Here is a 12,657-nt window from a genome sequence, read left to right on the forward strand (position 1 = left end):
CGGCGGGTCACCGCGACGCATCACCGCGACGCATCACGGCGGCGGGCCACCGGGGCGGGCCACGGCGGCGGGCCGCCGGGGCGGGTCACTGCTTCATGTAGACGCTGTCCATGAAGTCGATGATCTGCTGGTCCGTCAGCCGCTGGCCGTCGCGGTGGCCCATCGCCAGGTCCGCCTCGCTGATCATGCCCACCAGCCGCTCCCCGTCGATCACGGGGATGCGCCGGATCTGGTGCTGCTCCATCTTGCGCAGCACCATGTCCATGCTGTCGTCGGCGCGCACGCAGTGCAGGTGGCCGGACAGGTCCATGGCCGTCATCTTGGACGGGTCCTTGCCCTCGGCGATACACCGCAGCACGATGTCGCGGTCGGTGATGATGCCCTTCAGCTTCTGGTCGTCGCCGCAGATCGGCAACGCGCCCACGTTCTTGTCGCGCATCATCATCGCGGCCTCGGCCAGCGTCTGGTGGGCGCCGATGCACTGGGCGCCGGTGTGCATGATGTCTCGGGCAGTGGTCACGGGGACTCCTTCGTCGGTGGTTCCCCCCGCATCCCCCCGGAACGGCGCGCCCCCGCGCCCGACACGGGCGCGAACGGGGTGACCGCGCCCTCACCATAAGCAACGCCGCGCCGGTCCGCGACCGCGCCGGACCCGCCGGAGCGGCAGCCGCGCCGGCCCGGCGACCCGGCGCCCGGCCCGTGGGAGCGCCGATACTGGGAGGGTGACCACGGACACCGCAGGGCCCGGTGCCGGGACCGTCGACGAGGCCGTCCGGGCCCGGCCCGCGACCGCGCTGCGCCCGTACGTGGCCTGGTACTCCGGCTACCGGCAGCGCGGCCTCGCCCCCGCCGTCCACCGCGGCCTGCCCTCCCCCCACCTGACCTTCATCCTCACCCTCGACGAACCCCTGGTGATCGCCGGCCACCCCGACCCGGCGCAACCGCCCGGCAGCTACCCGACCCTGCTCGGCGGCCTGCACACCACCCCCGCGCTGATCACCCACGAGGGTGCCCAGTCCGGCGTGCAGATCGCCGTCCACCCGCTCGCCGCCCGGGCGCTGTTCGGCCTGCCCGCCGGGGAGTTGGCCGGGATCGACGTCCCCGCCGACGAGGTGCTCGGCGGGCTGGGCCCGCAGCTGCAGGACCGGCTGCGGGCCGCACGGACCTGGGAGGATCGGTTCGGTGTGCTGGACGGGGCGCTGCTGCGGGCCGCCCGGCCGTCCGGGCAGGTGCCGCCCGAGGTCGGCTGGGCCTGGCGGGCCCTGCGGCGCAGCGGCGGCGCGCTGCCGGTGGCGGCGCTGGCCCGGGAGACCGGCTGGAGCGCCCGGCACCTGCAGGAGCGGTTCCGGCGGGAGACCGGGCTGACGCCGAAGGCCGCCGCCCGGGTGATCCGCTTCGACCGGGCCCGGCACCTGCTGGCCGCCCCGGACCCGCCGTCCCGGTTGGCGGAACTGGCCGTGCGCTGCGGGTACTTCGACCAGGCGCACCTGGCCCGCGAGTTCCGCGCACTGGCCGGGGCGGCGCCGAGCGCCTGGCTGGCGGCGGAGGGCCCGGACGCGGCGAAGTTCCGAAACGTCCAAGGCGGCACCGCCGGGGCGGTCGCAGAGTGGGAGGCGTAGCGGATTCCCGCACCCACCCGAGCCGATCCCGAGGAGAGAGCCATGGACGCCACCGAGACCCCCGCCCCGCAGGTCTGGCCCAGCCTGCGCGCCACCGATGCCCGGGCGCTGATCCGCTTCCTGGTCGAGGCCTTCGGCTTCCGGGAGGTCGTCGCCTACGGTGAGGGCGAGTTCGTCGCCCACGCCGAGCTGGCCTGGCCCGAGGGCGGCGGCGTGATGCTCGGCTCGGACCGCGAGACGCCCGACGGCGACTCGCCCTGGCCCGGCAAGCCGGGCGGCTTCACCGCCTACGTGGTCACCGCCGACCCGGACGCCCTGCACGCCCGCGCCGTGGCCGCCGGCGCCCGGATCACCACCGGGCTCCACGACACGGACTACGGCTCGCGCGACTTCGCCGCCACCGACCCCGAGGGCAACCGCTGGTACTTCGGCACCTACCCGGGCGCGCCCCGGCCCGCCGCGGGGTAGCGCCGTGCCCGGGGCGGCCCGCGGGCCGGTGGACCGGCTGCGGGCGCTCTGCCTGGCGCTGCCGGAGGTCGAGGAGCGGGTCAGCCACGGGGAGCCGACCTGGTTCGCGGGCTCCGGCCGCCGGGCCCGGGTTTTCGTGATGCTCTCGGACCACCACCACGACGACCGGCTCGGCTTCTGGTGCGCGGCGCCCGGCGGGGCGCAGGGGCGGCTGGTCGCGGAGGCCCCCGACCGCTACTTCCGGCCGCCGTACGTGGGGCACCGGGGCTGGCTCGGCGTGTACCTGGACGGGCCGGCGCCGGACTGGGCCCGGATCGAGGACCTGGTCGCGGACGCCCACGCGCTGGTCGGCCCCGGAGGGTGACCGCCGCGCCCCCATGCGGGCCGGCGCCGGGAGGCGCCCGCCGGCCCCGGGCGGTGGCCGCCGAACCGCGGCAGACTGACTGCGGGGGCCACCCACCGGAGGCTTCGGAGACGGACCGTGCCGCAGATGACGGTGGACGGGCGCACCCTCGCGCTCTCCCACCTCGACAAGGTGTACTACCCGCGCACCGGAACCCCCAAGGGCGAGGTGCTGCGCTACTACGCCGCCGTCCACGCCGCGCTGCTCCCCCACCTGCGCGACCGCCCGGTCTCCTTCCTGCGCTGCCCGGACGGGGTCGAGGCGGAGGTCTTCGTCGCCAAGAACCCGCCCCCGGGCACCCCCGACTGGGTGCGCACCGTCGAGGTCCCGAGCAACACCGGGGAGCTGCGGCAGGTGGTGCTGGAGGACGGCGCGGCGCTGCTGTCCGTCGCCAACCTGGGCTGCCTGGAGCTGCACGTCCCGCAGTGGCACGCGGCCGCGCCCGCCCTCGCCGACCGGCTGGTGCTGGACCTCGACCCGGGCGAGGGCGCGGACGTCCTCACCTGCCGGGCGGTCGCGCTGCTGCTGCGCGAGCGGCTGGCGGCGGACGGCCTCACCGCCTGGGTGAAGACCTCCGGCTCCAAGGGCCTGCACCTGCTGGTCCCGATCGAGCCCACGCCCAGCACCCGGGTCTCCGCGTACGCGAAGGAGCTCGCCGCCGCCCTGGAGGCCGAGCACCCGGAGCTGGCGGTGCACACCATGGCCAAGGCCCGGCGGCGGGGCCGGGTGCTGGTCGACTGGTCGCAGAACAACGCCAAGAAGACCACCGCCGCGCCGTACACCCTGCGGGCCCGGCCGCTGCCGACGGTCTCCACCCCGCTGTCCTGGGCCGAGCTGGAGCGGGCCGGCGGGGAGCGCGACCTGACCTTCACCCTCGCGGAGGTCCCGGACCGGCTGGCCGCCGACGGCGACCTGTTCGCCCCGCTGCTGGCCCCGGAGCAGGCCCGCCCGCTGCCGACCGCCCCCGCAGCCGGGCCGCGGCAGTCGGCACGCGACAGAAGGGGGCAGCTGGCAGCCCGGCGGGCACGCGAGGTGCGGCAGGTCCTGCAGCCGCCCGTCGAGGTGATGCGCCCCGCCGCCGTCACCGCCGTGCCGCCCACCGACGGACTGGGCGGCGGTGGCGTGCAGTACGAACTGAAGCTGGACGGCTTCCGCTGCGTCGCGTTCGCCCGCGGCGACCGCCCGCCGGTCCTGCAGTCCCGCAGCGGACGCGACCTCGCCCCCGAGTTCCCGCCGATCGCCGACGCCGTCGCCCGGCTGCCCGAAGGGCTGGTGCTGGACGCCGAGCTGGTCGCCTGGCGCGGCGGCCGGTTCGCCTTCGGCGAGCTGCTGCGCACCCGCCGGGCCCGGGCCGCCGCCACGGACGTCGCGCTCGGCCTGATCGCCTTCGACGTGCTGGCCCTGCCCGGCCGCGACGTCCGCCGGCTCCCGCTCACCGACCGCCGCCGGCTGCTGCTCGCGGCGCTGGCGGACGTCCCGCCGCCGGTCCAGCCGGTGCTGGCCACCACCGACCGGGCGGAGGCGCTGGAGTGGATGGAGCAGCTCGCCGACACCGGGGTGGAGGGCCTGGTCTGCAAGGCCGCCGCCTCCCCCTACCGGCCGAGCGGCGCCGGCCGGGTCTGGGTCAAGTACCGCCGCAGCGACACCCTGGACGCCACCGTCAGCGCCGTCACCGGCCCGGCCGCCCACCCGCACGCGCTGGTCCTCCGGCTCGACGACGGCCGGGTCTTCCTGACGACCCCCCGGCTCACCCCCGTCCAGTCCCGCGAGGTCGCCGACGTCGTCCGCCCCCTCCTCGGCCCGGCCGGCACCGACCCCGACCACGGCCCGGTCCACCCCCTGACCGCACCGCTGCGCGCCGAACTCACCCTTACCGGCCGCCCGCCGAGCGCCACCTTCGTCCGCCTCCGGGGCGACTGAGACCGCTCCCCCGCCGATGGAGCCGCCTGCGGTCCCGCCGCTCGCTGCCCGCCGCCGCTTCCACGCCGGTGCCGCTGCTACCTGTGCCGCTTGGCCGTGGCGTGGGCGAACTCCGTGACGAGCGCGTCCTCGAAGAGCGGCAGGTCGCCCGGCTTGCGGCTGGTGACGAGCGGGCCGGGTCCGTCGTGGCAGACGTGGACCGGTTCGTCGACCCAGTGCGCGCCGGCGTTGACCAGGTCGGTGCGCAGGCTGGGCCAGGAGGTGAGGGTGCGGCCCCGGACGGCGTCGGCCTCGATCAGGGTCCAGGCCGCGTGGCAGATCGCCGCGACCGGGCGGCCGCCGGCGCAGCAGGCGTGTACGAAGGCCACCGTTGGGCGGTCCAGGCGCAGGTGGTCGGGGTTGGCGACGCCGCCGGGCAGGATCAGGCCGTCGTAGTCGGCCGGGTCGGCCTCGGCGACGAGGGCGTCCACGGCGAAGGTGTCGCCCGGTGCGCGGTGCCGGACGGCCTGGACCCGGCCCTTCGCGGTGGACAGCAGGCGCGGCGTGCCGCCGGATTCGGCGACGGCCTGCCAGGGGGAGGTCAGCTCGGCCTGCTCGACCCCGTACGGCGCGGCCAGGAAGGCGATCGTCCGGCCGGTGAGCGTGGTGGACGGCCAGGGCATGGCGCCGGGCCTCAGCGCGGGCGGGGGGCGGTCAGGTCGACGGCGGCGGGCGGAGCCGAGCTGAGCCTGGCCCGTGGGCAGTCGAGGTGGACGGCGAGGACGAGGTGGTCGACCCGGGCGACCGCGCCGACCGGGACGAGCACCCGGGTGCCCGGCACCCAGGGCTCGGCGTCGACCAGCAGGTGGTCCCCGGTGTCCTGCTCGACCGTGCCGACCGGGCCGTCGGTGGCCTGCACCTCGTACCCGACCAGGCCCGGGTCGGCGGCGGGATGGGAGCCCGGGCGGTGCTCCCAGAGGTCGGTGGTCATCGCGTCACGCCTCCGGTCGGTCCCAGGGCCGCCGTTCACGGCGTTCGCGGCGTTCCTCCGCGTCGGCGGTCTCGATCCGGCCCTCGCGGGCGGCGCTGCGACGGCGCAGCAGCTCCGAGGTGGCGACCGCGGCCGCCACGGTGGCCGCCCAGACCACGGCGAGCGCGGCCAGCACGGCGGTGGTCGGGGTCCGCGCGCCCACGCCGAGGCAGATCGCCGTCATCACCAGGACGGTCAGCACCACCCCCGCGGTGGCCCGGCGCCCGACGGCGCGGAGCACGCGCCGGACCCGGCTGGGCCGCTTGGCGCCCATCGTGCTCAGCTTCCGGTCGAGCCGCGTGTCCTGGCGCAGATCGGACTCGATCTCCTCAAGGAGCCGCCGCTCCCATCCGCTCAAAGCGGGACCGTCCATCTCGGTCACCTCCGACACTTCCGGTGACGTGCTCGCACCGGCTCGGTTTCCCGGTGCGGGCCGGCGCTAACCGTTCCGGGCACCGCCTGTTCCGGCGCCCACCGGTCCGAAGGCCCGGGGACGGGCCAGCAGGCTGTCGTCCAGGACGCGCAACAGGGCGGCGGCGTCGCGGTGGACCTCTGCCGCGCCCGCCGCCCGCAGCTCCGGACCGGCGTCACCGCCGGTCTCCAGGGCGACGCACGGCACTCCGGCCCGCCACGCCGCCCGTACCTCGCGCACGCTCCCCGCGACGGCCACCGCGTGCGAGGGCGTGCCGTCCAGCAGGTCCAGCGCGGCCCGGACCGGATCGATCCCGGGGTCGGCCACGGTCAGGGCCGGGGCCCCGGCGGGTCCCGGCCCGGTCAGCACGACCGTCCAGCCCCGGGCGGCGCACTCACGCAGCAGGTCCGCGCCACCGGGCGGCGCGGGCCGCCAGTCGGTACCGAAGAGAGCCGCCGAGATCACCGTCATGGCCACCGCTTCCGTTCGCAGGCCACGCGCCGTATGCGCCCTTCCAGGTTAGGCCGCTCCTCCGCCCGGCGCGCTGCCTGCCGGACCGGGGCTTCCGGGAGCGGTGCAACGGGCACCGCGGCGGGACGGGCACGGCAGGACGGAAGCAGCGGGAAGGAAGCGGCGGGACGGGAGTGACCGCGCCCGGGTGGGGCGGCCCTAGTCGGCGAAGGGGTCCGAGGCCAGCCGGGCGTGCAGGTGTTCGTCCTGGTAGTCGCGCCCTTCGAAGCGCCACGAGGCGCGCAGGGTGCCCTCGTACGGGAAGCCGGCGCGCTCGGCGACCCGGCAGGAGTCGTCGTTGCCGACGGCGTGGAACAGCTCGATGCGGCGGGCGTCGGCGGTCTCGACGGCCCAGCGGGTGACGGCGGTGGCCGCGCGGGTGGCCAGGCCCCGGCCGCGGGCGGCGGCGAGCAGCCAGTAGCCGATCATGGCGACGCCGTCGGCCTGGTTGCTCCAGCGCAGGAAGGCGTTGCCGAGGAGGGTGCCGTCGGCGGCGTCGGTGACCGCGAAGCCGGCCATGGTGCCGTCGGCCCAGTGGGCGTCGCAGCGGTCCAGGTAGGCCTCGGCGGCGGCCGGATCGGTGGCGCTCAGCGGGTTCCAGCGGGCGATCTCCGGGTCCGTCGACGCCGCGACGAGCGCGGGGACGATCCCGCCGGGCACGTCGAGGGCCCGCCCCCAGGGGTGCAGCAGGGCGTCGCCGAGGTCGAGGACGGCGGGGCGGAAGACGCGCCGGTCGGTGGTGGGGTCGCTGGTGGTGGTCACCCGCTCTTCCTATCGTCCGCTCGCCCGGGGCCGCCAACGATTAATCCGGGTCGCCGCAGGGCGGAGTGCACGCGCGCCGACGGACGGGGTGACCGCGCACCGACGGACGGGGTGACCGCGCGGCGCAGGGCGCGGGCCCCGCGCCGAGCGGTCATGACGGCGGTTCAGATCCGGGTCAGGTAGCCGTTCTCCACCAGCCAGAGGACGTTCAGCCTGGCCGGGCCGGCGGGCAGCAGGGCCGCGTCGAGCTGGTACTGCAGGCCCCAGCCGGGCTGGTCGAACCAGGGCGCGATCGGGCCGGCGTGCACCGTGAACGCCTTGACCACCTTGTAGTCGTGGTAGTTGCAGGCGGCCGGCGGAGTGCCGTCCAGGCTCTGCGGCGGTATCGCACGGTTGGCGTAGGGCAGGCCCTCGGGGGCGAGGAAGGAGCCGTACTCGCTGCCGTAGCGGTCGATGTTCTGGTCGGGGTGGAGCGTGATGTCGAACTCGATCGGGCTGCCGTCGGGCAGGGTGACGTAGCCGTCGGCGGGCGGGTAGATCCAGCCGCCCTTGCCGCCGTTGGCGGCCTCGTCGTAGTAGTGCGCGAGGAAGGCCTGCTCGCTCGCGCCGCCGGTGCGCCGGTAGCCGGTCAGCTGGCGGCCGACGCGGCCGGTGGTCGGCAGGTCCTGCGGGCCGAGGCGGGCGTCGTCGTGGTGGAAGGCGGCGGAGCACTGGTCGGAGGGGGCGGCTGACGGGGCGGCCGCGGCGGCGGGGATGCTCGGGGCGAGCACGGCGGCGGCCGCGGCGAGAGGTGCGACGAGCAGGCGAAGGCGAAGGCGCACGGTGTCTCCGTCGGACGGGTCGGCGGTCGGGTGGGAGCCGCGGAGGGGTGTGCGGAGGGGGCGTTCCGCTCACTCTTCGTGGCTGATTCGACACCAGGCAATCGGATCACCTGATCGTTCGTCAACATGACCCTGACATCAGCCCGTTCGCCTCTGCCGATTCGGCCGAAGCCCTGACACGACGACCGCCCACCCGCGAGGATGGGCGGTTCGGCGGTCCCGCGGTCAACGCCCCGGCGCGACCCGCCCGAGCAGGTGGAGCAGCCGGTCGAGGGAGTCCTTGGAGTTGGGCTCGGTCAGGTTGACCATGAGCCGGAACGCCACCTTCAGCAGCGCCGGGCGGCCGAGGCCGGCGGCCCCGGCGGCACCGAGCAGCTTGGGCCGCCCCAGCAGGTCGGCGGCCAGGCGGCCGAGTGCGAAGTAACCGGCGTAGGCGGAGTGCAGCGTCCGCGGGTAGGCGCGCAGGGCGAGCTCCCGGCCGCGGTCGGTGCGGCGGGCCAGGGCCTGGACGATGGTCTCGGCGGCGTAGCGGCCGGATTCCATCGCGTAGGCGATGCCCTCGCCGGTCCCCGGGCTGACCGTGCCGCCCGCGTCGCCGACCAGCAACAGGCCGTCCGCGTAGTGCGGCCGGCGGTTGAGGCCCATCGGGAGGGCGGCCCCGCGGATCGGCTCGGTGACGCCGTCGGGGCTGTAGCCGTACCCGGGCGGCAGCTCCTCGCACCAGCGGCGCAGCAGTTCCCGCCAGTCCACGTCGGTGCCGGCGGTGTCCAGGACGCCGAGGCCGACGTTGGCGGTGCCGTCGCCCATGCCGAACACCCAGGCGTAGCCGGGCAGCAGGCGCCGGGTCCGGTCGCTCGGGTCGCGCAGGTCGAGCCAGGCCTCCAGGTAGCGGTCCTCGTGGCGCGGGGTGGTGAAGTACGTCCGGTAGGCGACGCCCATCGCACGGTCGGTGCGGCGGTAGCGCTTCATGGCGACGGACAGCCGGGTGGAGTTGCCGTCGGCGGCGACCACGACCGGGGCCCGGTAGGCGACGGGCTTGCGGTCCTCGCCCAGCCTGGCGGTGACTCCGGTGATCCGGCCGGTCCGCTCGTCGACCAGGGGGCCCGCCACATTGGCGCGTTCGATCACCCGGGCACCGTAGGAGGCGGCCTTCTGCGCGAGCAGGTGGTCGAAGTCGGCGCGGCGGCGCACCAGTCCGTAGCCGGGGAAGGCGGAGAGCTCGGGCCAGTCGAACTCCATCGAGCGCCGGCCGGAGACCAGCCGCAGGCCCCGGTTGTGCAGCCAGCCGGCCTCCTCGGAGACGTCGATGCCGAGGTCGGTGAGCTGCTTGACGACGCGCGGGGTGAGGCCGTCGCCGCAGACCTTCTCGCGCGGGAAGGCGGACTTCTCCAGCAGCAGGACGTCCAGGCCGGTCCGCGCCAGGTGGGCGGCAGCGGTGGAGCCGGACGGGCCGGCGCCGACCACGATGACGTCGGCGCTCTCCTCGGCGGTCTGCTCGGGGCCGGGCATCGCACTCTCCCACGGGTCGGCTCGGCTGCACGTGCAGCGGAGTCAGCGGACTGGGCGGTTCCAGACGGACGATAGAGAAACCTGGCGCCCGCCCGCCGCCCCGACACGCAGGCCGCGCCCGGGGACCGGTCAATACCGGCCACGTCGGTGTCACGGGTTCACCCGCCGGATCGGGTCCCGGAGTTGACCGGCGCCGACCGCCTCACCGACTGGAGCGCACACGATTCCATGACAACCGGGTGATCGGATCGTTGTAACGAACTAGTCGGGACCAACCGACCAGAGCAACGCATTTCGGCCAAACCTCCCTTGCGTCACGTTTCTCTCTGCGGGAACTTTTGTGCCCCTCACGTCGTACGGCACCGGCTCCGGCCGAACGGCCGACCAGAGGCTCCCTCCCACCGCGCAGGTGCGTCCCGGCCTGCCGTACCCGATGGAACACCCATGCACATCCGCTCCACCGCCGCGCGCTCCCTGGTGGCCGTCCCGACCGCCGCCGCCCTGATGCTGCTCGCCCCCGCCGCCGCGCACGCCGTCGCCGGTGGCGGTGGCAAGGGTGGTGCCCCCGGCAACAACGGCACCGTCAAGATCCACGACGCCGCCACCGGTCAGGAGGACGTCCGCAACGAGCCCAAGGTCTGCACCTTCTACCTGGACTCCTTCGGCTTCGACGCCAACCAGGACGTGATCTGGGCGATCACCACCGTCGGCGGCGGACCGAACGAGAAGCTCGTCGCGTACGGCGACATCCCGGTCGACGGCCACGGCCACGTCCGCACCGAGGACATCCACCTGCCGGACGGCCACTACAAGCTGTACTGGCAGTCCGTCGAGCTGGTCAACGGCGAGCTGCCCGAGGACACCAAGCTCAACAACCCCAAGCAGAAGGTCTTCAAGGTCGACTGCGGCGGCGAGACCCCGGCCCCGACCGGCAAGCCCTCGCCGACCGGGACGCCGACCCCGACGAAGACGCCCACCAAGGCCCCGACCGGCAGCCCGACCTCCGTGCCGACCACGCCGGCGCACAGCCCGTCCGCTCCGGCCACGCCCTCGGCCCCGGCCACGCCGACCGCCACCGCGAAGCCGTCGGAGACCCCGACCGCCACGCCCACCACCCCGGCGCCCACCACCCCGGCGGCCACCGCCCCGGCGACCGGCGAGCCGACCGCCGCCCCCACCGACGTCCCGAGCGCGGGCCCGTCGACCCCGCCGACCGCCACCGTGCCGGTGCACACCCCGACCACCGACACCCCGGTCAACCCGGACGCGCCGCTGCCGCTGCCCAAGAAGGTCAGCGTCCCCACCCCGATCCCGGGCGCCCCCTCGGACGGCAAGAAGCTGGCCACCACCGGTAGCGACGGCACCCTGCTGTACGCGGGCGCCGGCACCGTCCTGCTGGCCGCCGGCGCCGGCGCCGTGGTCTTCGCCCGCCGTCGCCGCACCTCGGCCTGAGGCACCTCCGCCTGAGGCCCGCCCGTCCCCGGGCATGCCTCAGGCGGGGCGCCGGATGCCAGCGCACCCGGTGCCGATGCACCTGGTGCCGGGGCAACTGTTGCCCCGTGACACCGAGCCCGCCCGGGGCGCTGACCCCGCCCCGGGCACCCGCCGCGTCTGAGCCGCGGCACCACGGAGCCCCTGACCCCGCGAGCAGCCGCGGGGCCAGGGGCTCCGTGTCGTACGGCGGCGCCCGTGGCCCGCGCGGGCCACGGCCGACGGCGCCGCCGACGACGAGGGCCCCGGATCACGGGGGTGGGACCAGGGGCCCTCGATCTGACCTACGGCCGGCCCGCCGCCCGGGGTTCACCGCCGGCACCACGAATGCCACGGCGTTACGAACGCCACGGGCTCCACGGGCTCCACGGGCTCCACGGCCACGGTTCTGGAGGGCGGAAGCCCCCGGCCCCATGGGGGAACCGGCCAGGGGCTTCCGCCCTCCAGAACGGACGACCTGCCGCCGGCGGTTCACCGCCCGCTCCGCCCGCTCAACCGACGCCGACGCCGGCACCGGCACCGGCACCGGCTCCGGCTCCGAAAGACCGGAAGCCCCTGGCCCACGGGGGAACGGGCCAGGAGCTTCCACCCCGGACTACGGCCGACCGGCCGTCACGGGTTCACCGCCAGCACCACGTACCCCGCCAGCACCGCCAGGTGCACCGCGCCCTGCAGCGGCGTCGCCCGGCGCGGGATCACGGTGAGGATGCCCACCACGACCGTCAGCGCCAGCAGCACCATGTGCGCCGGGCCGAGGCCCAGGACGAGCGGGCCGGACAGCCAGGTGGAGGCGATCGCGACCGCCGGGATGGTCAGGCCGATGCTGGCGAGCGCGGACCCCAGGGCCAGGTTGAGGCTGGTCTGCACCCGGTTGCGGACGGCCGCGCGCAGCGCCGCGATGGTCTCCGGCAGCAGCACCATCATGGCGATCACCACGCCGACGACGGAGTGCGGGAGTCCGGCGTCGTCCACCGCCTTCTCGATGGTCGGCGAGACGCCCTTGGCCAGGCCCACCACCGCGACCAGCGCGACGGCGAGCAGCAGCAGGCTGACCCCGGCGGCCCGGAGGGTGGGCGGGCTCGCGTGGTCCTCCTCGTCCAGCACCCGGCCCTCGGGGGTGACGGCCAGGAAGTAGTCCCGGTGCCGCACCGTCTGGGTGGTCACGAACAGCCCGTAGAGCACGAGCGAGGCGGTGGCCGCGTACGCCAGCTGGGTGGTCGAGAACTGCGGGCCCGGCGAGCTGGTGGTGAAGGTCGGCAGCACCAGGCTGAGGGTCGCGAGGGTGGCGATGCAGGCCAGTGCGGCGCCGGTGCCCTCGGCGTTGAACACGGCGGTGCGGTACTTGACCGCGGCGACCAGGATGGACAGGCCGAGGATCCCGTTGCAGGTGATCATCACGGCGGCGAACACGGTGTCCCGGGCCAGAGTGGCGGACTTGTCCCCGCCGTCGGCCATCAGCGTCACGATCAGCGCGACCTCGATCACGGTGACCGCCACCGCGAGCACCAGCGATCCGAACGGCTCCCCCGACCAGTGCGCGATGACCTCGGCGTGGTGCACGGCGGCCAGCACGGCGCCCACCAGGAAGCAGGCGACCACGCCCACCACCCAGCCGGGCAGGTCCTCGTGCCAGGTCAGGGCGAGGACGACGAACGACACCACCGGAACGACGACGGTCCATTGCACGGCAGCCGCACGGAGCTTCGTGATCATGCCGCGAGGATCCCAGACCG

The 12,657-nt window shown here is 75.6% G+C and carries 14 protein-coding genes and 1 pseudogene; 6 read left to right on the forward strand and 9 right to left on the reverse strand.

Annotation, left to right across the window (positions count from 1 at the left end; all coding sequences use genetic code 11):
• Window positions 1–85 precede the first annotated feature (85 nt).
• Window positions 86–520 (reverse strand): CBS domain-containing protein, encoded by a 435-nt coding sequence (locus tag ABT048_RS10480; protein WP_350520940.1) that lies wholly within the window; start codon window positions 518–520, stop codon window positions 86–88.
• 202 nt (window positions 521–722) lie between these two features.
• Between ABT048_RS10480 and ABT048_RS10485 the strand changes: the two genes are divergently transcribed.
• From ABT048_RS10485 to ABT048_RS10505, 5 genes and pseudogenes are all read left to right on the forward strand, one after another.
• Entirely contained in the window at window positions 723–1,619 is an 897-nt protein-coding gene (locus tag ABT048_RS10485; protein WP_350520941.1) for an AraC family transcriptional regulator, read from the forward strand.
• Window positions 1,620–1,661: 42 nt separating this feature from the next.
• Entirely contained in the window at window positions 1,662–2,087 is a 426-nt protein-coding gene (locus tag ABT048_RS10490) for a VOC family protein (RefSeq protein WP_350520942.1), read from the forward strand.
• A 4-nt stretch (window positions 2,088–2,091) separates the two neighbouring features.
• Window positions 2,092–2,451 (forward strand): MmcQ/YjbR family DNA-binding protein, encoded by a 360-nt coding sequence (locus ABT048_RS10495; protein ID WP_350520943.1) that lies wholly within the window; start codon window positions 2,092–2,094, stop codon window positions 2,449–2,451.
• Window positions 2,452–2,577: 126 nt separating this feature from the next.
• Window positions 2,578–3,447: pseudogene (gene ligD, locus ABT048_RS10500) on the forward strand (non-homologous end-joining DNA ligase); the annotation flags it as partial.
• A 108-nt stretch (window positions 3,448–3,555) separates the two neighbouring features.
• Entirely contained in the window at window positions 3,556–4,410 is an 855-nt protein-coding gene (locus tag ABT048_RS10505; protein WP_350521078.1) for an ATP-dependent DNA ligase, read from the forward strand.
• 77 nt (window positions 4,411–4,487) lie between these two features.
• Here ABT048_RS10505 and ABT048_RS10510 read toward each other — a convergent pair whose 3' ends face one another.
• The 7 genes from ABT048_RS10510 to ABT048_RS10540 all read right to left on the reverse strand — a co-directional run bounded on the left by ABT048_RS10510 (window position 4,488) and on the right by ABT048_RS10540 (window position 9,433).
• The gene (locus ABT048_RS10510; RefSeq protein ID WP_350520944.1) at window positions 4,488–5,072 is read right to left on the reverse strand and encodes a type 1 glutamine amidotransferase domain-containing protein; all 585 of its coding nucleotides are present in this window, start codon (window positions 5,070–5,072) and stop codon (window positions 4,488–4,490) included.
• A gap of 11 nt (window positions 5,073–5,083) precedes the next feature.
• Entirely contained in the window at window positions 5,084–5,380 is a 297-nt protein-coding gene (locus ABT048_RS10515) for a PRC-barrel domain containing protein (RefSeq protein WP_350520945.1), read from the reverse strand.
• A gap of 4 nt (window positions 5,381–5,384) precedes the next feature.
• Window positions 5,385–5,792: a DUF3040 domain-containing protein gene (locus ABT048_RS10520; protein WP_350520946.1), complete on the reverse strand. Its 408-nt coding sequence runs from the start codon at window positions 5,790–5,792 to the stop codon at window positions 5,385–5,387.
• A 66-nt stretch (window positions 5,793–5,858) separates the two neighbouring features.
• Window positions 5,859–6,302, reverse strand: a complete 444-nt coding sequence (locus tag ABT048_RS10525) for an HAD family hydrolase (protein ID WP_350520947.1) — start codon at window positions 6,300–6,302, stop codon at window positions 5,859–5,861.
• A gap of 198 nt (window positions 6,303–6,500) precedes the next feature.
• Window positions 6,501–7,103 carry a GNAT family N-acetyltransferase gene (locus tag ABT048_RS10530; protein ID WP_350520948.1) on the reverse strand — a complete coding sequence of 201 codons (603 nt, stop codon included), beginning with the start codon at window positions 7,101–7,103 and terminating at the stop codon, window positions 6,501–6,503.
• Between the two features lie 164 nt (window positions 7,104–7,267).
• On the reverse strand, window positions 7,268–7,924 hold the full coding sequence (locus ABT048_RS10535) for a TNT domain-containing protein (protein ID WP_350520949.1): 657 nt from the start codon (window positions 7,922–7,924) through the stop codon (window positions 7,268–7,270).
• A gap of 225 nt (window positions 7,925–8,149) precedes the next feature.
• Window positions 8,150–9,433: a geranylgeranyl reductase family protein gene (locus ABT048_RS10540; protein WP_350520950.1), complete on the reverse strand. Its 1,284-nt coding sequence runs from the start codon at window positions 9,431–9,433 to the stop codon at window positions 8,150–8,152.
• 444 nt (window positions 9,434–9,877) lie between these two features.
• On the opposite strand from ABT048_RS10540, the gene ABT048_RS10545 reads away from it, so the two are divergent.
• Window positions 9,878–10,885: an LPXTG cell wall anchor domain-containing protein gene (locus ABT048_RS10545; RefSeq protein ID WP_350520951.1), complete on the forward strand. Its 1,008-nt coding sequence runs from the start codon at window positions 9,878–9,880 to the stop codon at window positions 10,883–10,885.
• Between the two features lie 651 nt (window positions 10,886–11,536).
• Here ABT048_RS10545 and ABT048_RS10550 read toward each other — a convergent pair.
• On the reverse strand, window positions 11,537–12,637 hold the full coding sequence (locus ABT048_RS10550; RefSeq protein WP_350520952.1) for a calcium:cation antiporter: 1,101 nt from the start codon (window positions 12,635–12,637) through the stop codon (window positions 11,537–11,539).
• Window positions 12,638–12,657: the final 20 nt, after the last annotated feature.

Origin of the sequence: Kitasatospora sp. NPDC096140 (genome assembly GCF_040303045.1) — a bacterium.
Taxonomy (GTDB): Bacteria; Actinomycetota; Actinomycetes; order Streptomycetales; family Streptomycetaceae; genus Kitasatospora.